We start from the raw sequence: 24731 nt of genomic DNA on the forward strand, positions 1-24731 counted from the left end.
TCGACCTTTGAGCTTTCAATATGTTGCACCAAACCTCACCTCAACAACAGTTCCTAGCCAACCGCTCAGAGCTGCAAAACTTCCAATACTTGTGTTCAAGCAGTCGTAAAAAGAGTCTGCAGCACCATTGGATTTCAGTGGTTAAAGGCGGTGTGCTGCTCAGGTTAGGTAAAACGGATTACTATTTTGGTGCCAATACGTCGCTATGGATACCTGCAAACTGTTTGATTGCGCTGACCTATCTACCCAACACCAAACTCGTTCAATGGTCTTTTTCGCAACGCATTAGTGCAGATTTTCCAAAAAACGCTGGCCTAGTCAACAACAGTGCGATTGCCCAAGCCATTATAGATAAGCGAGTAAAAACCACAGAGCTTAATGACGTTTACTTAAAAGTGATGCAATTAGAGGCGTTACAGCTATCACCTAGTATCAATGGCTTCAGTGCGACAGTACAATCAATCGCAACACTTAAATCGGTAGAATCCACAAAAATAGAGAAATTACAACAACTTGTCGCAATACGAGATGCTCAAAAGAACATTCTATCTGGAAAACCAGCGCAAAAAGAGTGGGATGCAATTCAAGTGATACTCGGTGACGATCCAGTCAAAACCTGGGAATCGATTGTCGGTCAAGCAATAGAGTTCTAAACCGTTAGGTGGATTTCACTAAATCGATAGCGCTCGAGCTATCGAATTGGGAACTCAACTTGAACGTGGACAGAATCTTCAAACTTATCGTGCCACTGGTAATCGATGCGCATACGAGGCTCATTGGACTTTTTGTTACCTAACCCAATACTAAACATAACGCCTTGGTTTTCGAGCAACTGTAGGTAATCTAAGTCGTCATTGTCGGCAATTTCTTGAGGAAGCCATAGGCCAAGACCAATAGCGTTGCCTTGGATGTTTTGAGTAAGCAGAGGGGCTTCAGGGGTGCTAGCAATAGCCCACTCGTCCCAGTAGTCTGAGATTAATGGGTTAGCAACACTGCTATCTGTGGACTTGCTTTCGAGTAACTTGTTTACAAGGTGATCGATAGAGGTAGTGATGTCTTCACATAGAGTAAACGCATTTTCGACCAACATCACCGATTGCGCTCGCCCTTCCCAACACGCATAAGCGTTTGAGGCACTGAGCAAAGCCACTGCGATACAAGTTGTTTTAAAAAACATGTTTACTAATTCCTTTTAACCAGACTCTATTCTGTAATAAAATTTATTTTCAATCAAATAATTTCTTACAGAAACCGTTGTTAGTTGATCAATCGGTTGACCATCGACCAAGTTTTGTCTGATTTGTGTGCTTCTGATACCCACCGTTTCAGGACACGCTAAAACGGACCATTTTGAGACCACTTCGTCAGCTCGAGAAAACTTTGAAAAATTGAAAAAGTTATCCGGTCCCACTACAAACGTTATATCGGCATCAAGATTGCTTTCTTGAATAGAACTTAGCAGTTGAAAGGTTGTGACAGGGTGACTTCCGTCATAGATTTGTGCTTCAATGGTCGAAATTTGTACATTTTCCAGTGAGATGTCGTTTACAAAGCGTCGAACAAGCTCACATCGGTGCTCAAATTGGAGCATTTGTTTGCCCCATGCATGGGCAATACTTGGCACTAACAACACCTTATCAAAATGCTGCAGACGGGATATGACGCTTAAATGCCCCAGACTCGGTGGGTTAAACGCGCTGCCAAAAACGGCTATTTTAGGGGATTTGACCGTCATAAAACGAGGTTTCCTTTACAGACTACTTTTATCAAACTGTGATTTCAGTATGATATTACTTAGATTTTACGCATGCTTACAGGAAAATTACCTGATGGAACAACAAATTCGCCAAGAAATGCGGGTACTCCCCGAGATTGACCCTAAATTTGAGATCGAACGTCGAGTGGCGTTTATACAGCGTCGACTTAAAGCGTCTGGCTGTAAATCGTTGGTATTGGGCATCAGCGGAGGTGTAGATTCAAGCACCTGTGGACGCCTAGCACAACTCGCGGTTGAAGGACTCAACACCGAAGCAGACAGCAGTAACTATCAATTCATCGCTGTTCGTCTCCCTTATGGCATTCAAAGAGATGAAGACGAAGCACAACTCGCGTTGTCGTTCATTAAGCCTACCCACTCTATCGCAGTCAATATTAAAGACGGTGTCGATGGGTTAGATGCGGCGGGTAAGAGTGCTTTACAGACCCTAGACCTTTTACCTCAAGATCCTGCAAAACAAGATTTTGTCAAAGGTAACGTAAAAGCGCGCGCGCGAATGGTTGCTCAGTATCAAGTTGCTGGTTACGTTGGTGGACTCGTATTGGGGACCGATCACTCAGCCGAAAACATCACTGGTTTTTATACCAAGTTTGGTGATGGCGCCTGTGATTTAGCGCCGCTGTTTGGTTTGAGCAAGCGACAAGTGCGAACCCTTGCCAAAGCGTTAGGTGCACCAGAATTGCTGGTTACAAAGACACCGACTGCGGATTTGGAAGAGCTCGATCCTCAAAAGGCCGATGAAGACGCTTTAGATTTAAGCTACGATCAGATTGATGACTTCTTAGAAGGCAAAAATACCAATCCTGAAGTGACTAGCAAGTTGATAGCGATCTATCAACGCACACAGCACAAGCGAGAAGCCATTCCAACAATCTACGACTAAGTAGATTTAGGCAAAAAAATTGGCTAGCTAACTAAGCTAGCCAATTTTGTTAGTCTCTATCTGGGTAATGCGCCGGCGGATGGTATTCGAGCACTTCTACTTCATCACCCATGGTGATCATACCCTCATTGAGCGCCACCACATTTTGTCCAAAAAACACTCGGCCTTTTTCATCAGCTCGAAAGGTTTTTAAGGTTTCGATCGGTTCTTTCGACGACGCAAACACACCTTCAGTTGGCGATACCGTGGTAAATACACAGCGCTCACAAGGCTTTCTCACTTCAAAAACCACATCACCAATGCGGATCTTTTTCCAGCTATCTTCTTCAAAAGGCTCGTTACATTCGACCACTAAGTTGGTCCGAAACTGTTGCATATCAATCTTTTCTCTGCAGCGACGGTTGAGTTCCTTCAACGACGCTCGACCAATCAGCAACAAAGGGTAGCCATCAGCAAAGCTCACATTCGTCGACAGCTTTTCTCTGTAACGCTGTGACTGCTCTCCGCAATATAAAAGCTGTACTGGTTTGCCAATAACTTCCGAGAACCATGCATTGGCAACGTCGGTCGTACTTAACGCGTTAAATCGGTCACTCCATACTTTTGCCTCGATAGCCGCGCGAGTAAAGTCTCTTGTACGAAGGTGCAGCGCGTCTTTACCAGGGTAAGTCACACTTAGACCTTGATCAGTCACCTGTGCAGCAACATTGACTAAATGAGGATATTTGCGCCCTGTGACCATTCTTCCTTGCATATCAGCAATTAGGTACCGACGGTCATCCTGAATCCCTTGAGTTTCCACTTTGGCGTGTGCTAACGCTACACCTTTTGTCGATTTTATGGGATAAACATGAATCTCAGCCAGCATGGGCACTCCTTGTAATGTAGGGCGGTCAATCGAGTTGTGCACAGTATTAGAGCAGAGCCCATAAGCAAAGTCACTCATTGTGCAACAGAGACGATAATTTTAAGTCAAATATTAATGAATTTCGTGTCATCATTGGGTATCATGCGCGCCAAATGTAATCGATTGCTAAACCACGATAAAGGAAGCCTCATGACTCAACTCACTATCACCCGTCCTGACGATTGGCACGTGCACTTACGCGATGGGGAGGTACTGGCTGATACGGTTCGTGATATCTCTCGTTACAACGGTCGCGCACTCATTATGCCTAACACCGTTCCTCCTATCACCGATACTGATATGGCACTGGCTTATCGCGAGCGCATTCAAGCACACAACAACAGCAGTCAATTCCAACCATTAATGGCACTGTATCTTACCGATAACACCACGCCTGACGAAATTCGTCGTGCAAAAGCCAGTGGTGCAGTCGTTGCAGCTAAACTCTATCCTGCGGGCGCAACCACTAACTCTGACTCAGGAGTGACCGACGCCAAAAACATCTATCCTGTTTTTGAGGCAATGCAAGAGGTTGGTATGCTCTTATTGGTGCACGGTGAGGTGACGCATAATCATGTTGATATCTTTGATCGCGAAAAAGAGTTTTTAAACACGGTCCTTGCACCAATAGTGAACGATTTTCCAGGACTTAAAATCGTGTTAGAGCACATTACGACGAAAGATGCCGCAGACTTCGTAAAAAACGCCAACGGTAATGTCGCAGCAACGATCACCGCGCACCACTTGCTTTACAATCGCAACCACATGCTCGTTGGTGGAATTCGTCCGCACTTTTACTGCTTGCCGATCTTAAAACGCAATACACACCAACAAGCTCTTGTCGACGCTGCAACCAGCGGTAGTACTAAGTTCTTCATTGGTACAGACTCTGCCCCACACGCTAAAGATAAGAAAGAGAACGCCTGTGGTTGTGCTGGCTCATACACCGCTCATGCGGCCGTAGAGCTCTATGCCGAAGTCTTCGAAAAAGAAGGCAAGCTAGAGCATTTAGAAGCATTTGTCAGCTTAAATGGCCCGGCGTTTTATGGGCTTGATACTAACTCCGACACCATCAACCTTGCCAAAAAGCCATGGACGGTTCCAGCCGTAATGCCCTTTGGTGGTGAAATGGTTGTACCAATCAAAGCCGGTGAATCGATTGCATGGACCGTCAGCTAGTCTGAAGGCGTTGCCCTGCTTTAGATTTCACCATTCGCACTAATTTGGTGCACCGCCATTTACCAACGCGCGCCAAATTGGTGCGCGTTTTTTGTTCGATTTTGTAACCCTATGATTTGCCGAGTATAAATAATTGGCCTAACCTTTGTATGGTAATTATCATTACAATACAAGGAGTCCCCCACCATGCAAGACGCTCTAACTGTCATACTCGCTGGAGGCGTTGGTTCTCGCCTCTCCCCCCTGACTGATCATCGCGCCAAGCCTGCAGTACCCTTTGGCGGAAAATACCGGATCATTGATTTTACATTAACCAATTGCTTGCACTCTGGTCTACGCAGAATATTAGTGCTTACTCAGTATAAATCGCACTCATTGCAAAAGCATTTGCGCGACGGCTGGTCGGTGTTTAATCCTGAGTTAGGTGAATACATTACGGCCGTTCCTCCACAAATGCGAAAAGGAGACAGTTGGTACGCGGGTACTGCCGATGCCATCTTCCAGAACATGTGGCTGCTTGCGCGCAGTGACGCCAAACATGTCGTGGTTCTTTCGGGAGACCATATTTATCGCATGGACTACGACGCGATGTTAAAGCAACACAAGCGAACCAATGCCGATCTGACAGTTGCTTGCATGAATGTCCCATTAGACGAAGCGTCTTCCTTTGGCATTATGTCCACTGATGATGAAAAACGCATCGTTGAATTTGCGGAAAAGCCCGAAAGCCCGACTCCAAGCCTAGATGATCCGAGCAGCGCCCTCGCCTCCATGGGTATCTACATTTTTTCCATGGACGCATTACGAAATGCATTAGACACGGACGCAGAAAACAGCGAATCTCAGCATGACTTTGGCCACGACATTATTCCTAAATTGATCGATAAGCGAGGTGTGTACGCTTACTCCTTTGGCGACAACTCAGGCCGCGTTACGGCTGATGCCTACTGGCGAGACGTCGGTACCATCGACTCTTTCTATCAAGCGAACATGGATCTGTTGCAACCCGTTCCGCCAATGAACTTGTACCAAGAAGATTGGCCTATAAGAACCTATGAGAAGCAGTTACCGCCCGCAAGGACTGTGCCCTCAGTTACCGGCAACGAAGGCATCTTCATTAACTCGATCATCTCCAATGGGGTGATCATCTCTGGTGGATCGGTACAACACTCTATTTTGTCCCCTGGGGTCAGAGTCGATAACGGTGCAACCGTTCAAGACAGTATCTTGTTTGATAACGTGCAAGTGGGTGAGCACTGCATATTAAAAGACTGCATCATTGATAAACATGTGGTTATCCCACCCAACACGCAAATTGGCGTTGATAAAGTCGCGGATGCTAAGCGCTTTACCGTTTCCGATCAAGGTATTGTGGTCATTTCCGAAGGATATCAATTCTAAATAGTATCGCCGCAGCGAAAACCTAGCATGTTTAAGCTGTGGCGTAATTTCACAAATGCTGACCTCACCCCTTTTAATTTGACTATCCCGACCCCAATTATGTTTTGAGCATAATTATAATAATCAAAACGTTTACTGTTTTTGATGCAATCTAAAGGGATCCGATATGAAATTCAGCTTTGCTAACCCTACCGCTATCCATTTTGGCCAAGGCCAAATATCTGCCATCGCAACCGCCATTCCAACCGACGCTAAAGTTTTGGTCGTTTATGGTGGTGGTTCTATTAAGAAAAATGGCGTTTATGACCAAGTCGTCGCTTCACTCTCAGATTACCAGTGGCAAGAGTTTTCTGGCGTAGAGCCAAACCCAACTAAAGAGACGCTCGACAAAGCGGTAGCGATTGTTAAAGAAAGCGGTATCGACTTCTTGCTTGCAGTAGGTGGAGGTTCCGTTATTGATGGGACCAAATACATCGCTGCGGCAGCGCACTACGATGGCGATGGCTGGGACATTATGACGGGCTCACATCAGGTTCAGAGCGCAGTAAAATTGGGCGCAATCTTGACCCTACCTGCAACAGGTTCCGAGTCTAACGCAGGTGCGGTTGTAACTCGTTTAGCGACTCAAGACAAGCTCGCATTCTTGTCTCCACATGTTTACCCTCAGTTTGCGGTTTTAGATCCAGACAGCATGAAAACTTTACCAGAGCGTCAACTTAAAAATGGCTTGGTCGACGCTTGGGTTCATATTTGCGAGCAGTACCTTACTCTACCAACGGGTGCGATGGTTCAAGATGGTTACGCTGAAGCCCTACTTAAAAACTTGCTCATTCTTGGCGCAGACTACGACAATAATGACGACGACGCGTGGCGTGCTAATTTAATGTGGAGTGCCAACCAAGCGCTTAATGGACTGATTGGTACGGGTGTTCCTCAAGATTGGGCGACACATATGATTGGTCACGAGATCACTGCTCTTTATGGCGTCGATCACGCTCGTTCGTTGGCTATCGTGCAGCCTTCATTACTACGAAACCAGTTTGACTATAAAAAGGCAAAGCTTGAACAAATGGGCCGCAATGTGTTTGGCTTAGCGGGTGACGATGTGGCTATGCGCACAATTGATGCTATAGAAGCGTTTTACCAAAGCCTTGGCGTGGCGACTCAATTGCAGGATTATGGTACCACTAAAGACAGCGCAATTGATGCCGTTATCAGTCAATTGAAAAATCACGGTTTTACCAAGCTTGGTGAAAACCAATCCATCGACCTTGAAGTAACACGCGCGATTCTAGAAAAAGCGGTAGCCTAGTTTTCTTTCGGGAACATTAGGGTTTAAACCTCATTGCTAAACAAAAACAGCCTGCTCAATGCAGGCTGTTTTAATGCTAAACAATTCGGTTTGATTAAAAGAAATCGATGGATTTTCGACCCTTTTTGCCCGGTTTTACTGCGGCCTCAGTATCATTAGCCTGCTGTTCAACCGCTTCATTTGCTGCTGGAGTAGGCGCGACATCTTCTGTCGTTTCGCTCTCATAGACTTCATCAGTGATTTCGCTGTCTTGGGCTGCCTGTAGAGAAGCATCATAATTCGCTGCCGCAATCGCCTCTTCGTCGGCCAACATCACCACAAAGAACTGCTCGCCAACTTGTACCACATCACCATCGTAAGTTTTGCGGCGTTTACGAAACTCAAGCTCACCGTTGACGGCAACATAACCTTCACCAATAAGGTGTTTTGCCTGGCCACCACCATCGACAAGGTTAGCCAACTTCAAAATTTTGTATAACTCAACGGGCTCTTGTGTAATCAAGACTTCTTCTGCTTCTACTTCGATTTCTTGATCGTCAAAATCACTCATCACATATCACTCTATCATTTTAGAGGCGACAGTTTACACCTCTACACGCGTTACGACTATTCAATTATGAGTGTCCGTTGAGTTTGCCTTTTAGGTAAGTCGGCTAAACTTGTATTGTCGGTAACCGTTACGAAAACTCAGGAATAGCCGCCAGTTTATCGAAATAGGCTTTCAAATTCGGTAGCTCATCATCCAGTTGTATTTTTAATCCACCTTGAACCACGTTAAGCATCAAAAACGCGGTAATATCGGCCACTGATAATGCCTCACCAGCAAGGTAAGGCGACTGAGTCAAACGCGCATCTAACTTTGGTAAAAAATCTGTTACTCGCTGTTTGGACTCATGACCCCACTCTTCAATACAGTTTTCTCTATCTTCATAGACTTTACTAATATTTCTAAATGCCTGAAACGCCACGTAAAGCCCTTTAAGCTCTACCACGCGTTGCCACATTTCAATGGTTGCCTGCTCGGCAGCGCTGGTGCCAAACAAGTTTTGTTGATTAGGAAACGCCAAGTCTAGGTAACGGCAAATGGCGATACTTTCAGCAATACACTCTCCAGAATCCAACACCAATAATGGCACTGTACCGTTTACACTCATGTCACTAAATGGGGGACGTAAATTTTCACCCTCACGGATTTCCACTTCCACAGTGTCTAGTTCGACACCAATGAGCTTGCTAAAAATAGTGACGCGGCGACTGCTTGGGGTTGGGGCTTTTTGGTAGAGTTTCATTGTTCATTCCTTTGTTATTGTTTACGGTATCTCCTAAACAAAAGTATTATGATATAGCCAGCCACCTGTCCACTCTTTGTGCAACTCAGGTGGATGCAGTTCACACTAATTTACTTGACTACAAAGCTTTACTACTTCGTGCTGTCACTTGCACACCTGTCATAACCTAGTATTTGTGAGCTAAGACAAAACTAGAGTTTTTAGCGGTTTTGATTAAAATGATTTTTTACGCTTGATTTGCTTGAGGATGGTCATGGCTGATCTTAAAACGAGACCCACTTGCAAAAGTGTCGAATAGTTTATTTCTCACATAGAGCATCCAACAAAGCAAAATGACGCGCGGACGCTGTGTTCAATGCTAGAAAAACTCACCGGAAAAAAGCCCGTTATTTGGGGGTGATAGCATCGTAGGCTTTGGCCAATGCGAGTACAGCAATTCTGAAGGCAGTTATCATTGGCCTGTCATCGGCTTTTCATCACGTAAACAGAACATGACGGTGTATATTGTGCCAGGTTTTGACGATTTAGCGGAACTACTGAGTCGACTAGGAAAAGCTAAAACCGCCCGTTATTGGCTGTATATCAATAAGTTGTCTGATATTGATGTGCTAAACAAACTTTGCGAAACGGCCATTCAAACTATGCACCAGAGTTACCGCTGCTGTTAACGTTCAAAAATAAAGAGACCGCCCTCTATGAATACATTTTCACGCTTCTCACGTTCTCTGACCATTGTGCTGGTATTTGCTACACTGGTGGGCTGTTCTGTCAGCCCTGATTACGACAAAGAAATTGGCGCTAAAAACGCTAAAGTCGTTGAGATTCAAATGGGCATCTACGATTTAGATTCTCTGCAGACTTACGTCAGCGCTGTCGGTTATCGTCTTGTCAGTCATCTTGGTGAACAACCTTTTAAATTTGAGTTTCATGTTATTGATGATCCAATGCCAAATGCTTTTGCTATTCCCGGTGGCTATATCTACATTACCCGTGGATTATTAATGCTCATGAATACTGAGGATGAGCTTGCCGGAGTACTGGGACACGAAATTTCCCACGTCACACAACGTCACAGTGTCAAACAGATGCAAAGTAGCGTCGTACCAGGTCTTCTTGAAGTACCAGGTAACATCGTTGGTGTGGTCAGCAGTGACCTAGGTAATTTGATCAATGCTCCAATCAGCACAAGTAATCAATTATTCCTTGCAGGCTATAGTCGTAGCCATGAGACCGAGGCCGACACCTTAGGTGCCACATTAGCCGCAAAAGCTGGGTACAAACCCGCAGCAATGGGCGACGTGCTTACTCGAATGAATACCTCTATCGAATACATTACTGACCAAAGCATTGAAAAAAGCTACTTTGATAGCCATCCATACACGCCTGAGCGCGTAAAAAACCTTAACCAAATGAAAGGCAAACTGACGATTGCCTCCTCGCAACCTATTGATGCTGCATTTCCACAGCCGCTTGATGGCATGACAGTGGGTGAAAACCCAAACAAAGGGGTCTTCATAGATCAGCAGTTTATCCATCCTACGCTCAAGTTTGTGATCGACTTTCCAAACGAGTGGACGACGGTTAATCAGCCACTGTCGGTGGGAGCCTTTGAAGACAAACAGCAAGGATTAGTCGTTTTATCTGGTGTAGGCAACAACTACGATGCGAAGCAAAATGCCGATAGGTTTAAGTTTGCGATTGAAGATCGCTATAACTTGGAGGTGAAGATCATTCCAACGACGCTATCTGATGGTACGGTAGGTTACTTAACCACTCTAAAATCAGACGGTGAGGATACGACCAACTTTCTTAATCAGATGTGGCTGGATCACAACGAAGGGACTTATCGAGTCGCAAGCCTTGCCACCGAGTTACTGCAAGAGTCCGTCTTAGAGTCAATGAATAGCTTTCGGGCAATGTCACAACAAGACTACGACAAACTTACTGTAAAAACTTTGAAGGTTGTCGATATCGATAGTTCGGATTCTCTCGAAGCACTGAACAAACAGTACTCAAGTCATATTGATCTCGAACTATTCAAAATCATTAATGGCATTGACGAAAACAGTGACACCACCGAGATGCCTAAGGTCAAAGTTGTAATTGAGCAGAGCTACCAGTAACAGTGTCTCGCGGTAAAATAATGGGGCTGACACTGTCAGCCCCATTATTTTAATCGATTCTCCCTACTATTTACGCTTGGTGAGGGTACACTTCCTCCAAGTCTTGGGACTCATTTGAGCTATCGAGTAAAAAGCTTTTCGTCAGAGCTTGTTGTACTTCTGCCATTGCTTCTAACTGATCACTTAAGCTAGCCAGCGCCTCTGAACGGGTCTGATTTTGTGTAGTTAACTGATGAATATGGTCGATATTGCGGGTGACTTCTTGGGCCACAGATTGGTGCTCTGTGGTCGCCGCCGCAATCTGATGGCTGCTTTGTTCGACTTCACTGAGTAAACTGTGGACGTTCTCTAGCGAACCATTCACCATATTGGTTTGTTCCACACAATTTGTCATGCCATTTGCACACTCGGTTATTTGAGAAACGGCCAATTTCGAACTACTTTGTAACTCTTCTATTTTTTGCTGAATTTCTTGCGTTGACGCCGTGGTTCTAGCCGCAAGCACGCGAACCTCATCCGCAACCACAGAGAAGCCACGTCCATGCTCCCCAGCTCTTGCCGCTTCAATAGCGGCGTTAAGGGCCAATAGATTAGTCTGCTCCGATATTCCAGAAATCACATCCAAGATGGACTCGATGCTTGCACTTTCGCGCTCGACACAGTGAATGGTTTCGGTTGACTGATTGAGTCGGCCAGACAATTCAGTAAGCAACGTAATATTTTGCTCCATCATTTGCTGGCCTGATGTTGAACTGCCCACCGCCGAGGTGACTACGTTCAAAGTATTACTTGCAGAGCGCGAAATTTCCGAAACTGAACTTTCAATCTGTTGCATGGCGGTAGCAACCATTATGGTCTGCTCCGTTTGCTCACTCATAGCTTGCTTCAGTGATTGACTGGTACTTTGATTATTTAGCGACGCTTGATTAAGCTCGGTTGCGGAAGATTTCATCTGCTCAAGTAGATGAGATAAATGATCGATCACCAAATTGACTTTCGTGGCCAGTTCACCAAATTCATTGGCTTCGTTGTAGACAACTTTTTGCGTCAAATCTTTATCGGCGACTTTATCCAGTGATGCAGTAAGTAATCGACTTGGTTTCTTAACCATATTGGCAATGCGGTGACCGGTAAACACCACAAAGAGCAAAGACGCGACTGCAACAAAGGTCAATGTCATTTGAGTGGTGTTTGCAAACTGCTCAGACTCAACAGCAATACTGTGTGCCGACTGCTCCGCATAATCAGACAGTGCGCCCATGATAAGGAGCACATCATCGAGCATCAATTCAATATCGACTCTTAACTGGTTGAGCTCTTGATAACGTTGAACCGCTTGTGCGTGAAGGTTAACCGCGCCGTTTGGAGTAAACAGATGCATGGAAAGCAGCTGCAGAGCCGTTTCTGTGCTTCGATATTGATTGGGGGCAAATTGCTTGAAATCTGCCACGGCCTCGTCAAAGCGTTCTTTTTTACCATTAGCTTGACGTAACGTACCACGCAACTCCGACATATCTTGCGTCGCAAACGCATCATTTGCATCGCTATTTAGTACACCAACGATAGACATTAACGTATTGACGGCCTTCGCCCCGCTGTCGTCAACCAGGCTTAAAGACTTCACCAGATTACTGTTAAGTTGACTTGTGACAGACTGAAACGTCGATTGCTCGTAGAGGGCTAAATCTTTGCTGTCTAGATAATCAACGTAATGGGCCATGCTTTCATCCATGGCCTTAATGATCTCCTCGCTGCCCTGTTGCATTTGCTGGACAAACGTCGCAACAGATTCGTCGCTTTTCGAACGCTCTATGAACCACTCAAATCGCGTAAGATACTCGGCGGTATTGGCTTCAATAACCTCTGCAAAGGGATCAAGTTCATCCACATACATGGCAGAAAAGTAGGGAGTTAAGCTGCGGTTTATAGTCAAAATGGCACCGTTAAGCTCCGCTGACTTCGTCATTAGTGGGGTCGCTTGCTGGGTGATCACTTGAATTTTATGGGTTAATTGCTGGTTACCCACGATACTAAACCATGCCGTTCCGACCATCACTATGGTTAAAAATAAAAACCCTAGGTAGACCCGAGTGACAATGCTTTTTGTTCCCATTTACTATCTCCTGTCAGACCTGCTAAATTGCAAGCATTTCTTATAGATAGTGTAATTATGAAACAAATGAAAACGTCGACTGCCTTCACAGCATGCCATACTGAAAGTGGCGAACAATTGACCAACGGGAAAAATCAACATTTAAATATATATATCAACAACATATAATAGCTTGCCATTTAAATTGTTGACTACGCAGCTTCATAGTTGTGGGGTTAATCACACCCAGTAGACTATCAAACCTCCACCCTCATGAAAGCGCTTACATAATTTGATTGTTTTTTCATAGAAAATTGGGCATAGAATTCAACTTAATCCAAACGATCAATCACACAATCGTCCGATTTCGCGATCTATTCGACAGCAATTTATCCATATAAAAACTATGCTTATTTATGAATGATTTCTAGAAGGACGACACCATGAAATACCAACATATCCTTGTCGCGTTAGAGTTATCAGAAGAAAGCCAAGTACTGCTTCAACGAGCAAGTTACATGGCCAAGCAGCATGAGGCACACGTTTCGTTTGTTCATATTGACGGCTCGCATGGCGAAATTTACCCAGAGTTAGTCGACATTCATAACAATCCACAGCAATCTCCACTGCACAAAGAAACCATGGATCAGCTTCATGGATTTGAAGAGTCGTTTGAACTACCCCTTAAGCACTTCTTTGTCGGGACGGGCGATCTGGCGGATAAATTAGAGGCGACCATTGGCGATAATGGCATCGATTTGCTTATTTGTGGCCACCACCACGACTTTTGGAGTCGAATCATTTCCTATTCGAAACACCTGATTCATAAATCACCAGTCGACATATTGGTTGTTCCAATTAACCCGTAAATTGCCAAAAAAAAACGCTCCCAAAGGAGCGTTTTTTTGAATAACCTAATGGATTAGAATTGAACTCGAATCACCGATTCGGCAATACACGCTGGACGACGAACACCGTCTATTTTTACTGTGATTTTTCTAACAATTTCTAAACCTTTTTTCACCGGTTCAACCGAGACGACCGAACTTTCGGCGCGTACACGACTGCCCGATTTAACTGGGTAAGGGAAACGAACCTTATTTAGCCCCATATTAACGACGACCTTTGCAGTGGCGAACTGCGGATTGTCTGGGTTAACGCTGTCTGTCAACTTGGGCAACAGTGCCAGGGTTAGAAAGCCATGAGCGATAGTGGTTTTAAACGGCGACTCTTTCTCAGCTCTTTCTGGATCAGTGTGGATCCATTGATTGTCGTGCGTCACCACTCCAAACTGATCAATCATCGTTTGGTCGATATCAAGCCAATCACCAACATGATAAACCTCACCGAGATTCATTTGCAGTTCGTCATAAACGCTTTGCGCTTGTGCAGACATCTCAACGCGGGCGACTTCTTCAACGGGTAACTCTTCGTTAACCGCTGGCTTAGAATCAAATTCTTTGATCCACGGGAATAGCTGATGAGCTTGCGCTTTAGAAATAAAATCGTGCCAGTATTCTTTGAGTGCAGGAGACATCTTGTCCAAAATCTCAAAGTTGTGGCGGGTCAATGACTCGCGTTTGTGCTTTAAAATTTCGACTACTTTCATAAGAACTCTCTCTGTTATCTGGTCTGACAACGATTAAAAACGCGCTAAGTTTGAGCCACATCACATCTTAACGCAAATTTTTTTCAGCTTACATACGTTAACTGAGTACCAATATAGCTTTCCATTTCATAAGTTTAAGTGTGATATAAAAGTTTCTAATAACTGATATACAGCTATAAATTTAGAGGGTTAACTCCAACTATTGACCAGGCTTTAGCCAAACGCGGCTAAAATCAAACCAACCTAAGGCGTTTGTTTTTGCATTCTGTAACGTGCCACTGTGGTCTTGATTCACCCCGAGCCAACAATGAAACATAGGCAAAATTTGTTTGCTACCAACCAATTGCTGACTAATTTGTAGTCCTGGGAATGGCAAATCACTGCCGCTTTGCCAGTGCTCAATCAACGATACGACTTTTTTATGAACACTCTCTTCCACGGTGTCGTTAAAGCGAGGCTCGCAAAGATACCATGCCGCCAATGCGTCCTCGCGATGAGTGGCTATCCCCATTGCCATTACCCATATATCGGGCTTTTTGGCGAGTTCTTTAACAGAATCGAACGTCACCAGTTCTACTTCAAGCAAATCCTGTTCCAGTAAATTCTTGATCGCATGAGCAATGTCTGCAAAAACAGTGTGTTCGTGTTGATATGCCACAACGATATTTTGCTGTGTTGGCGCGGCCAACGACTTTGTGGAATACCCACTGGTATGTTGCCAGCCTGGTTTGAGACCAAAAGCATGAATTAAGCCTAGATCAACGATCTTCTGCTGAGGTAAATGAGAAAAAAGCGCGAGGCTATTGAGGCGACTGGAAAAGTAATCCGCCCAGTCAGCAGTCTTTGCCAACCCCTGCTGTTTATCCAACAGTAAAAAGGTACATCCTGGGTCTAAATCCACTTGCTCTTGCTTGGGCTCTGAGCTGTTAGGCAATACAGACTGTGACAGCGAAGGGTAAACCAAATTAGAGTATATGTCGTCTATCACCACCACTTCGACCTGATCGATAAGCGGCCTAAAACCAAAGTAGTCATCAAACGCGACCAACTTCAATTTACTGTCGTCATTGTGCACCACCCTAAATGGACCAGTAGCTTGTGGGTAATGCTGGCCATCTTCTTGCGTCACCCACTGGGTGATCACTTTGGCACTGACATCACTCAGTAGCAGGTCAAATCGTACATCTGGGCGAGTTAAATAAACATCGATGCAAAGATCGGCTGATTGGGTTACTTTGGTAATATGACAAAACAGTGGCGCATCAGCCAGATCGTCCAAATGATGGATTATCTGTTCAAGGGTTAATAGGTTTCCATTGTGGCAACGAATATTAGGGCGGATAAAAAACCGCCAATGAACAGGCGTAAGCATTTGCCAATGATGAGCAATGTCTGCGGTTAAACGTTCGTTTTCATCGAGGGTTGTGAGTCCGCTTGCCACCTGCTGGATGATGTTTTTTTCAGAGCGTCGTAACCGATAAAGTGGAGACACAAGCTGCAGAGGACGATAATAAGGCAACCTTACTATCGACTCACCTTTACGATTTTGTAGTCCAATGTAGTCTTGAACCACCTGGGTCAGTTTATGCACATCTTGATCAAGAACGGCCAACGCGCGACCGATTTTGCCTTCTTCTAACAATCGTTTCGCCATTTCGATGTTTACATCGTCTTGGCTCTGGTTAAAGATCAATGAAGACAGTTTGCCGCGCCCCGATGATGGCGACCACTGAATCCAACCCAGCTCGTGCAGCTTACTCAATACAATACGGGCATTGCGACGAGTGCAGCTCAGAATTTCAGTGATTTCTTCAATTTGAACGTCGCTGTCTTGGCCGGAGAAATGTCGGTATAAAAGATCAAATTGTTGTCTTAATCTTGGGCTACTCATTACGCCCCCTGCATCACTTTTTTGTTTTGCATAACCGCAACTGTGAGCCTAGAGGCGCAGACCAATTTGTTTTTATCGTCAACAATATCAATCTGCCACACTTGGGTGAGCCTGCCTAAATGAACTGGCGTCGCTGTGCCAGTCACAACGCCTTTGCGCACCGCTCTTATATGATTGGCGTTAATGTCTAGTCCCACGCAGTAATGCGTTCTATCTACACACAAATTCGCCGCAACTGAACCAAGCGTCTCCGCTAGCACCACTGATGCGCCCCCATGTAACATTCCTATGGGCTGGTGGACTTGAGGCCCTACGGGCATCGTTCCGACAAGGCTATTTTCACCAATTTCTGTGTAGGTAATGCCCAAATGGGACACTAATGTGCCTTCTGAGGTTGCATTTAGTAATTGTAAATTGGTGTCGCGTTGCCAGATGGTCATTCTATTTTTTTTCCGTTTTTACAATGATTTGCTATTATACCTCAAACTATAAACAAGGGAGTTGTTTATGCCTAGTTTGAAAAAAATTTCCATCACACTTAGTGTTGCAGCCTTAGCTGCTTGTGCGTCATCCCCAACGGGCCGCAATCAAATCATTTTGTTTTCTGATGTACAAATGAGTCAATTAGGGGCGCAGTCATTCGAAGAAATGAAAGCGGAAATCCCCAAAACCAAAAGTCAAAACAAAATCGACTATGTCCAGTGCATCACCGATGCCCTTTTGCCCCATGTCCCCATTCAGGGTAGTTTCAGCGAATGGGAGGTGGTGGTGTTCGACAGTGAGCAAGTCAACGCCTTTGCCCTACCCGGAGGTAAAATTGGCGTCTACACCGGGATAATGGCAGTCGCAGAAACAGCCGATCAACTCGCTGCTGTTATTGGCCACGAGATTGTTCACGTCACCGCCCAACACGGTAATGAGCGCATGTCACAAGCTCAGCTTGCCAATATTGGCATGCAAGTGACTAGTGTGGCTTTGCACGATAACGACTACCGTGACCTTGCTATGGGCGCTTTAGGGTTGGGCGTACAAGTTGGAGTGCTTCTGCCCTACGGACGAACACAAGAATCGGAAGCCGATATTGTAGGTTTGGAAATCCTAGCGAAGGCTGGATTTGACCCGAATGCCAGTGTCACCCTATGGCAAAATATGGCAAAAGCATCAGGTGGCAATCAACCACCAGAACTGCTGTCTACCCACCCCTCTCACAGCACGCGCATTAGCGACCTGAAGGCAAAAATTAAGCAGCTCCCACCGTCGACCAACCAAGCGCCAGATTGCGAACGTTTGCTGTAAACGTATTCCCCCTTTAAAAGTGCGGCATTTCGTTAGATAATGCCGCCACTTTGAATTGATTAGGTACGTCTATGTCTACTGAAGCGACCCTTCTAGAACGCGCAGGCTCTCAATGTGAGCTGTGCTCTTCCACCGAAAATATTGCCCCGTTTGTGGTATCGCCCCACACTCAGATCACGGTCGATCACGCTGTTGTACTCTGTGAGACCTGTAAAGCACAGGTTGAAGACACTAGCAACATGGATGTAAACCACTGGCGCTGTCTTAACGATAGCATGTGGAGTCAAGTTCCTGCTGTGCAGGTGTTGGCTTGGCGTCAGTTGACTCACTTATCATCGGAGTCTTGGGCACAAGATGCACTCGACATGATGTATATCGAAGAAGAAACAGCAAAATGGGCTGAAATAGGTATGGACGCCGATAATCGCAAGCACGCTGATTGCCACGGTGCACCACTTGCAAAAGGTGACACCGTCACTATTATCAAAGACCTACCTGTTAAAGGCTCGTCAATGGTTGTTAAGCAAGGCACTATGGTTCGCAATATCGGCTTAGCTCAAGATGACCCAGAGCTGTTTTCCGGTAAAGTCGAAGGCCAACAAATGTGGCTGCGATGCGAGTTTTGCCGTAAGAAGTAGTTTAAATAAATAGACAAAGCCAGCAGTTGTGCTGGCTTTTTTTGCTTAAAACCTGTGAAAGGCTTACCGCCAACTCAACATTCGCACTTCATTGCCATCTTGTGGTTGCTTGGGAATATTAAGCGACAGCAATAGCGAGACTGCGGCCATGCCCGCACCAATATAAAAGACACTGGCCGGCGACACCAACCAGATAAACCCAAACATTACCGGTATCACAACCGCCGCAATGTGGTTAATGGTGAAAGCAACCCCAGCGGTTGATGCCATATCGGCAGGATCGGCGATTTTTTGGAAATAGGTTTTAATGGCGAGTGCCAGCGCAAAAAACAGATGATCAATCACATAGAGCGCGGCCGCCCATTGTGCATTGCTCACTAACGCATAACCTACGAACACACCAATTAAACCAACGTACTCAAACACCAATGCTTTTCGTTCACCAACGACACCAATAAACCGGCCGATTTTTTTGGCAAATAGAAAGTTAAACAGATAGTTCACCAAAAACAGTAGTGTTATATCCGCCGCTGAATAGCCAAACTTTTCTACCATCAAGAAGCCTGCAAAAACGGTAAAGATCTGTCGTCGAGCACCGCTCATAAAGGTCAGTGCGTAATAGAGCCAGTAACGCTTTCTCAACACGATTTTTGTGGTCTGCTGGGTGTGAGATTCAAACTTTGGGAAGGTAAACGCTGCCCACATGAGCAGCACAAACCCCGTTCCACCGGTAATTAGATAGACGTATCGATATTCAAGTTGGATAATTTCCAACATCACCCATAGAACTCCATAAGTAACTAGGGACGCTGCAGCACCTACAGAAATGAGCTTCCCAAGCATTTCCGGCGCTTCCTCTTTACTCAACCACTGCAGAGATAGAGACTGTTTTAAGGTTTCGAAGTAGTGAAACCCCACTGACATGACAAACGTAGTAAGCAACAATCCAATGAGACTTGGGAAGAATCCGGTCGCCATCACGCCTAACGTTAACAAAGCAAGCGAGATGATCATGAATCGCTGCTCTCGAATAAACGCGATGATGAAGATCGCAGTAAACGCGAGAAAGCCAGGAATCTCACGGACACTCTGTAAGAGACCGATGTCTGAGCCGTCAAACGCCGCTTTTTCTACTACGAAGTTATTCAGTAGCGCCATCCAGCTTGAAAATGCCACTGGGACAATAATTGAGACAATAATTAAAAAGTTTTGCGGTGTTTTCCATTTCGAATGCGACATGCGGATCTCCTAGTGATCTGCTGAGTGTATCTTTGCCTATAAAGAGTGAGCAAGCTTTAATTGCTTGCGGCCATTACTTTAACGCTACACTAATAACAATAAGCGCCCAAACGACCGGATCTACTAACAGAAAAATAGTGTGGTTCCATACTGAGTTAGCCATTTTGGTCGAATTTACAATTTTTAACTAAAAGAGAGTTGCAATTACATAGAGTTTTTACTCTAATACCATGAGTCAAGTATTTAACACTGCCAATTTGAGCCCGTCACAGCGAATTTGCAGCTTTAGAAGGAGTTTTTATGCATAAGTCGCGCATCGCAACGGTGGCTCTCGCCATATGCGGTATAGCGTTATCGACATCCTCAAACGCGCAGGATGTCACCTTTACTAAGGCATGGGAGTTACTGCAGCAACAGAACAATTCTCTTGCGGCCAGTCGTGCCAACGTAGAGCGCTATCAGCAACTGCAAAGTGCTAAGAAAAGTCTCAATCTTCCTTCAATTTCTTTGGAAGCAAACTACACGCGTCTCGACGACGATGTCACCTTAAGTGGGGAGCAGTTATTAGATAGCATTACCGGCCTACCTTCCGCTGGATCAATACCCCCTGCTTTTCAACCTTACTTATCCGCCCTAGGCTCGTCATATTCAACCCTTGCAGAAAAAGACGTATTTACCTCATCAATACGCGCTATATGGCCCGTATTTACCGGAGGGAAAATAAACTCCGCACAAGCAATTGCTGCGGGACAGACGGAAGAAGCAAGAGCGCAACTTGCCATGGAAACGCAAGCGCGTTATGAGGACTTAGCCAAGTACTACTTTGGCGTTGTTCTGTCTAAGCAAGTGCTCAATACCTATCAGCAAGTAGAACAAGGTTTACAGCAGCACCTTGACTTTGCAATAAAGATGGAGAATCAAGGACAAGTTGCTAAGGTCGAGCGCCTACAAGCAGAAGCCTCATTGGCTAAAGCAACCGTCGATCGTAAAAAAGCAGAACGGGATTTGGACATCGCGGTTGCCGCATTAACACAAATACTAAACCAACCTGTTTCGGTGAATCCCGTCAGTGAGCTATTTATTAACTCTGACCCTGGCGAACTTGACGAGTACATTACCAAAACATTGCAAGACTACCCTGGGCTGAGCATTTTAGAAGCCAAACAAAAGCAGGCTCAAGGTCTGATCAAGGTTGAAAAAAGTAAATACTACCCTGACGTTTTCTTGTACGGCAATTACAGCCTGTATCATGATGATTCCCTCACCTCGCAACTCACCCCAGACTGGTTTGTCGGTGTCGGAATGTCGCTACCTCTGCTGGAAACCAGTGGACGCTCTAACCAAGTTCAAGCCGCTCACAGCACCGTTAAGCAAATCGACTACATGCGCGCGCAAGCCATGCAAGATTTGGGCGTGTTAGTGCAAAAAACTCACCTAGAAGCAGAACAAGCGATAGAAGAGGTCAAAGGTCTCGAAGCCAGTATTTCTCTTGCTACAGAGAACTTGAACCTTCGTAAAAAAGCCTTTACCCAAGGACTCTCTAGCTCATTAGATGTGGTTGACGCCGAACTGTACCTTGCTCAAATTCAAACTCAGCAACATGTGGCTCAGTACAGCTACCTTATCGCCTTAAACCGACTTCTTGCACTGAGCAATTCAATGCAGGAGTTTCGTTTCTACGAACAACGCCCATTGACTCTCGCGACACACTCTTAGGATATATCATGAAACGCAGCGCAATAATTACACTCGCTTTATTTATCGCAATATGTGCGATCACTCTAAAATATATTGATGCGAACAGCCAACCTGCTACGAGACTGCAAGGCCAAATCATGACCCAGCAGTACAGTATTTCTTCTAAGGTTGCAGGTCGTATTGAGTCGATTGAAGTCAGCAAAGGAGATCGAGTGAGCAAGGGTGACCTGATATTCACCATTTACAGCCCCGAAATTGAAGCAAAACTCGTTCAAGCCATTGCTGGCCAAGAAGCCGCTGGGGCAATGGCTGAAGAAGCAGAAAAAGGCGCCCGCAGTCAACAAATCTCGGCGTCTAAAGACCAATGGAAGAAGGCGCAAGCCGCCGCTGAACTGGCTGAAAAAACCTTTAAACGTGTAGATAGCCTATTTAAAGATGGTGTAGTCGCCGAGCAAAAACGCGATGAAGCATTCACCCAATGGCAAGCAGCAAAATACAGTGAAAGTGCCGCCTATCAGATGTATGCCCTTGCACTGGAAGGTGTACGTACAGAAACCAAACGTGCAGCCAACGAGAAGGCGAAAGCTGCGGCTGGAGCGGTTGCAGAAGTTCAAGCTTACGCTCAAGACACCAGCATTGAGAGCTGGTTTGACGGTGAAGTATCTCAAGTATTACTGCACAGCGGTGAACTTGCTCCACAAGGCTTCCCTGTAGTTACTGTGGTTGATACGCAAGATTCTTGGGCGGTGTTTAATGTTCGTGAAGATCTTCTACATCACTTTGAGAAAGACCGTCTATTTACCGCCTTCGTGCCTGCACTCAACAAAGACGTGGAGTTTCGTGTCAACCACATCGCTGTAATGGGTGATTTTGCCACTTGGCGCGCAACTGACAGCTCTCAAGGTTTTGATTTACGCACCTTTGAAGTAGAAGCCCGACCAACCGACCCCACCATTGAGCTACGTATGGGGATGAGCGTTGGCTTTAAACTGGATGACATTCACTAATGACGACTCTCATACGAGAACAATGGCGTTGGTTAACCAGTGATAAGTGGCTTTTATCACTGCTCACTTGGGTTCCCGTACTCGTCATTTTTTTAGTGTGGGCAGCTCTTTCTCAAGGTATAGCGCGCAACTTGCCTGTTGGCATTGTCGACAATGACCGAAGTTCGTTGTCGATTCAGATGATCAACAATGTCGATGCTACCGATACGTTATCGGTTCAGAGTCAGTATGTTGATGTGTCCCAGGCAAAAGCAGCGCTGCAACGAGGAGACATCTATGCTTACCTCTATATTCCAAAAGGCTTTGAGAAGCAGATCCGGCTCAATCATTCACCCCAGGTAAGTGTTTTTTACAATTCGCAAACCATGCTGGTAGGAAAAAGTATTAATACCGCTGTCAGAAAAGCAGTAGGGACATTTGATGCCACTGTGGGAGTGGGCCGAACATTAGCCAAAGGCGATACAAATACCCTGAGTGCATTGGGTCAAACTGTGTCGGTACAAACCCAATTGCGCTCGCTGTTTAACAGCAATAACAACTACTCGCAATTTTTGCTCACTGCAGTCGTACCTTCGGTGTGGCAAATAGTCATTGTCGTTGGGACAATCCTTACCTTAGCAATGTTTCGCCGACAGCAATCCATTGCGCCATGGCTGTCGTTTTCAACTATTGGAGAACTATTGGCCCGATTGAGCCTTTATATTCCATTGTATTGGATACAAGGGATTGGCTTTAGTCTTTGGTTCTATCACGGTTTGAACTGGCCATTTTCCGGCAGCTTGTGGACCTTAGCATTAACGCAACTGGTGTTTGTGATTAGCGCTATGTGCGTCGGTATTTTGCTATTTTTGTTGACCATGAGTGAAGTTCGTTCAATGAGCATGGCAGCCGCCTTTACTGCCCCAAGTTTTGCGTTTATGGGCGTGACTTTCCCGGTCACCGATATGCCAGCACTGGCTCAATTTTGGCGTTGGATCATTCCCGCCAGTCATTATATGGAAGCACAAATCAGTCAGTCTGCCTATGGCGCAAGTCTGTTACACAGTTTGTCACTGGTAGCACCTATGGCTATTTATCCTGCGCTGCTGCTGGTTTTTGTTGCCTTTCTTCCCTCTAAAGCTCAAGAGGAGGTGTCATGAGTTGGGCCAATCTGTGGATCCGTGAATGGCAGAGCCTTCGCCACCATTCCGTCGCGCTATTGACAATCTTCGGTGGAACACTGTTTTATTCATTTTTGTACCCATTGCCTTATCAAAATGAAGTGCCACTTGAGCAAACGATCACCGTCGTCAATATGGACAAGTCTGCCGCCAGTTACGAGCTAGAGCGTTGGATAGACGCAACTCCGCAAGTCAAAATAACCTCGAGGGCGGGTTCTGTAGAAGAGTCTAAACAGCAGTTTTTAGATAAGCAGGTATCGGGCATTCTGGTGATACCTGAGCACTTCTATCGCGATCTTCTATTGGGTAAATCACCCACGTTATCCTTAGCGGGTGACGGCGCCTACTTCTTGGTATATGGCACAATAGCGGAGGGCGTCTCTTTAGCCGCGGGCACGATGGCTGCAAAAGTGAAAATTGCCCGATTGATCATCGAAGGAGAATCCAGAGTCAGTGCGACGTCACACTACAGTAGTCTATCACTCAATGTGAAACCAACGTTTAACAGCGAGATGGGCTACCTCAATTATGTCGTACCATCAATATTTTTGTTCATATTGCACCAGACGCTGTTGATTGGTATTGGAATATTGGGTGCCGGCGGCAGTAGAGTGACCAGCTTTCCCAAATTACTGGTCCGCTACCTCAACTTCATGGGCATTTATCTATTCTTGTTTATGTACTATTTTGGGCTTAGCTTCGAGCAGCTTGGGATACACCGACAGGCAGAGTGGTGGCAAATGCTGATGATCGCGGCGCTGTTTATCAGTAGTACCAGTTTATTGGGGATGGTGATTGGCGAAATGATCCCTCACCGAGAACTTGTCACAGCTTCAGTATTGATCATTTCGATGCCATTGATCTTTAGCGCAGGTTTTATATGGCCTATTGAGTCTCTGCCAGCCCCTGTGGTTTGGTTAAGTAACCTTGTGCCGAGTACCCCGGGTATCCAAGCGTTTATGAAACTCAACCAGCAAGGCGCCCCCTTGTCAGGGATTTATCCAGAGATTGAACTATTAATTTGGCAAGCACTAGGATGGGGAGTCATTTTGTTTGGCCTCACGCTACGAAAAAAAGCCCCACGAGACTGTACGCCCGCGTAATATAGTTTGGGGCTTGTGGCCCCCATATTTACAAAAAAAAACGGCCAGGATTGCTCCTGGCCGTTTTTATATGTGATTTACCTATAACCTTAGGTAATACCAACCAAAGCAATTAACTGATCATTCT

The 24731-nt window shown here is 45.5% G+C and carries 23 protein-coding genes; 13 read left to right on the forward strand and 10 right to left on the reverse strand.

Going from position 1 to position 24731, the window contains the following annotated elements:
• Nucleotides 1-20 precede the first annotated feature (20 nt).
• Nucleotides 21-653 (forward strand): hypothetical protein, encoded by a 633-nt coding sequence (locus tag ST37_RS06050; protein WP_084884638.1) that lies wholly within the window; start codon nt 21-23, stop codon nt 651-653.
• Nucleotides 654-691: 38 nt separating this feature from the next.
• Here the strand turns inward: ST37_RS06050 and ST37_RS06055 are convergent, their stop codons facing one another.
• Both ST37_RS06055 and ST37_RS06060 read right to left on the reverse strand, forming a co-directional pair.
• Nucleotides 692-1177 (reverse strand): hypothetical protein, encoded by a 486-nt coding sequence (locus ST37_RS06055; RefSeq protein ID WP_084884640.1) that lies wholly within the window; start codon nt 1175-1177, stop codon nt 692-694.
• Nucleotides 1178-1192: 15 nt separating this feature from the next.
• A complete protein-coding gene (locus tag ST37_RS06060) occupies nt 1193-1735 on the reverse strand; it encodes a nicotinate-nicotinamide nucleotide adenylyltransferase (protein WP_084884642.1) in 543 nt (180 codons plus the stop codon).
• Nucleotides 1736-1829: 94 nt separating this feature from the next.
• On the opposite strand from ST37_RS06060, the gene nadE reads away from it, so the two are divergent.
• Nucleotides 1830-2660 (forward strand): ammonia-dependent NAD(+) synthetase, encoded by an 831-nt coding sequence (gene nadE, locus ST37_RS06065; protein WP_084884644.1) that lies wholly within the window; start codon nt 1830-1832, stop codon nt 2658-2660.
• A 49-nt stretch (nt 2661-2709) separates the two neighbouring features.
• Here nadE and ST37_RS06070 read toward each other — a convergent pair whose 3' ends face one another.
• The gene (locus tag ST37_RS06070) at nt 2710-3528 is read right to left on the reverse strand and encodes an MOSC domain-containing protein (protein ID WP_172400934.1); all 819 of its coding nucleotides are present in this window, start codon (nt 3526-3528) and stop codon (nt 2710-2712) included.
• Nucleotides 3529-3717: 189 nt separating this feature from the next.
• On the opposite strand from ST37_RS06070, the gene pyrC reads away from it, so the two are divergent.
• The 3 genes from pyrC to ST37_RS06085 all read left to right on the forward strand — a co-directional run bounded on the left by pyrC (nt 3718) and on the right by ST37_RS06085 (nt 7459).
• Nucleotides 3718-4746 carry a dihydroorotase gene (gene pyrC / locus ST37_RS06075; RefSeq protein WP_084884648.1) on the forward strand — a complete coding sequence of 343 codons (1029 nt, stop codon included), beginning with the start codon at nt 3718-3720 and terminating at the stop codon, nt 4744-4746.
• Between the two features lie 186 nt (nt 4747-4932).
• The gene (gene glgC / locus ST37_RS06080) at nt 4933-6147 is read left to right on the forward strand and encodes a glucose-1-phosphate adenylyltransferase (protein ID WP_084884649.1); all 1215 of its coding nucleotides are present in this window, start codon (nt 4933-4935) and stop codon (nt 6145-6147) included.
• A gap of 166 nt (nt 6148-6313) precedes the next feature.
• Nucleotides 6314-7459 (forward strand): iron-containing alcohol dehydrogenase, encoded by a 1146-nt coding sequence (locus tag ST37_RS06085; RefSeq protein ID WP_084884651.1) that lies wholly within the window; start codon nt 6314-6316, stop codon nt 7457-7459.
• 94 nt (nt 7460-7553) lie between these two features.
• Here the strand turns inward: ST37_RS06085 and ST37_RS06090 are convergent, their stop codons facing one another.
• Entirely contained in the window at nt 7554-8009 is a 456-nt protein-coding gene (locus ST37_RS06090) for an RNA-binding S4 domain-containing protein (protein ID WP_084884652.1), read from the reverse strand.
• A 127-nt stretch (nt 8010-8136) separates the two neighbouring features.
• Nucleotides 8137-8748: a glutathione S-transferase family protein gene (locus ST37_RS06095; protein WP_084884654.1), complete on the reverse strand. Its 612-nt coding sequence runs from the start codon at nt 8746-8748 to the stop codon at nt 8137-8139.
• 695 nt (nt 8749-9443) lie between these two features.
• Here ST37_RS06095 and ST37_RS06100 point away from each other — a divergent pair.
• Complete coding sequence (locus tag ST37_RS06100) at nt 9444-10871, forward strand: M48 family metallopeptidase (RefSeq protein WP_084884655.1); 1428 nt, start codon at nt 9444-9446, stop codon at nt 10869-10871.
• Between the two features lie 70 nt (nt 10872-10941).
• Here the strand turns inward: ST37_RS06100 and ST37_RS06105 are convergent, their stop codons facing one another.
• Nucleotides 10942-12984, reverse strand: coding sequence for a methyl-accepting chemotaxis protein (locus tag ST37_RS06105; RefSeq protein ID WP_084884657.1), 2043 nt, complete (start codon nt 12982-12984; stop codon nt 10942-10944).
• Nucleotides 12985-13406: 422 nt separating this feature from the next.
• Between ST37_RS06105 and ST37_RS06110 the strand changes: the two genes are divergently transcribed.
• Nucleotides 13407-13832: a universal stress protein gene (locus tag ST37_RS06110; RefSeq protein WP_084884658.1), complete on the forward strand. Its 426-nt coding sequence runs from the start codon at nt 13407-13409 to the stop codon at nt 13830-13832.
• Nucleotides 13833-13885: 53 nt separating this feature from the next.
• Here ST37_RS06110 and ST37_RS06115 read toward each other — a convergent pair whose 3' ends face one another.
• The 3 genes from ST37_RS06115 to ST37_RS06125 form a co-directional block, all read right to left on the reverse strand.
• Nucleotides 13886-14572: a MaoC family dehydratase gene (locus ST37_RS06115; RefSeq protein ID WP_084884660.1), complete on the reverse strand. Its 687-nt coding sequence runs from the start codon at nt 14570-14572 to the stop codon at nt 13886-13888.
• 199 nt (nt 14573-14771) lie between these two features.
• Nucleotides 14772-16463: an SgrR family transcriptional regulator gene (locus ST37_RS06120; RefSeq protein ID WP_084884662.1), complete on the reverse strand. Its 1692-nt coding sequence runs from the start codon at nt 16461-16463 to the stop codon at nt 14772-14774.
• Nucleotides 16463-16903, reverse strand: coding sequence for a hotdog fold thioesterase (locus ST37_RS06125; protein ID WP_084884663.1), 441 nt, complete (start codon nt 16901-16903; stop codon nt 16463-16465). Before ST37_RS06125 ends, ST37_RS06120 begins: the two co-directional genes overlap by 1 nt.
• A 67-nt stretch (nt 16904-16970) precedes the next feature.
• Between ST37_RS06125 and ST37_RS06130 the strand changes: the two genes are divergently transcribed.
• Nucleotides 16971-17759 (forward strand): M48 family metallopeptidase, encoded by a 789-nt coding sequence (locus ST37_RS06130; RefSeq protein WP_084884665.1) that lies wholly within the window; start codon nt 16971-16973, stop codon nt 17757-17759.
• Nucleotides 17760-17830: 71 nt separating this feature from the next.
• Complete coding sequence (locus ST37_RS06135; RefSeq protein ID WP_084884667.1) at nt 17831-18397, forward strand: PhnA domain-containing protein; 567 nt, start codon at nt 17831-17833, stop codon at nt 18395-18397.
• A 63-nt stretch (nt 18398-18460) separates the two neighbouring features.
• Here ST37_RS06135 and ST37_RS06140 read toward each other — a convergent pair whose 3' ends face one another.
• A complete protein-coding gene (locus ST37_RS06140) occupies nt 18461-19636 on the reverse strand; it encodes an MFS transporter (RefSeq protein ID WP_084884668.1) in 1176 nt (391 codons plus the stop codon).
• Between the two features lie 300 nt (nt 19637-19936).
• Between ST37_RS06140 and ST37_RS06145 the strand changes: the two genes are divergently transcribed.
• From ST37_RS06145 to ST37_RS06160, 4 genes are read left to right on the forward strand one after another with little or no spacing between them, the layout of a single operon-like run.
• On the forward strand, nt 19937-21352 hold the full coding sequence (locus tag ST37_RS06145) for a TolC family protein (RefSeq protein ID WP_084884670.1): 1416 nt from the start codon (nt 19937-19939) through the stop codon (nt 21350-21352).
• Nucleotides 21353-21360: 8 nt separating this feature from the next.
• Entirely contained in the window at nt 21361-22341 is a 981-nt protein-coding gene (locus tag ST37_RS06150) for an efflux RND transporter periplasmic adaptor subunit (RefSeq protein WP_084884671.1), read from the forward strand.
• Nucleotides 22341-23480, forward strand: a complete 1140-nt coding sequence (locus tag ST37_RS06155) for an ABC transporter permease (protein WP_084884673.1) — start codon at nt 22341-22343, stop codon at nt 23478-23480. Before ST37_RS06150 ends, ST37_RS06155 begins: the two co-directional genes overlap by 1 nt.
• Nucleotides 23477-24604 carry an ABC transporter permease gene (locus ST37_RS06160; RefSeq protein ID WP_084884675.1) on the forward strand — a complete coding sequence of 376 codons (1128 nt, stop codon included), beginning with the start codon at nt 23477-23479 and terminating at the stop codon, nt 24602-24604. The genes ST37_RS06155 and ST37_RS06160 overlap by 4 nt, the downstream gene beginning before the upstream one ends.
• Nucleotides 24605-24731: the final 127 nt, after the last annotated feature.

Origin of the sequence: Vibrio sp. qd031 (assembly GCF_002100145.1) — a bacterium.
GTDB lineage: Bacteria > Pseudomonadota > Gammaproteobacteria > Enterobacterales > Vibrionaceae > Vibrio.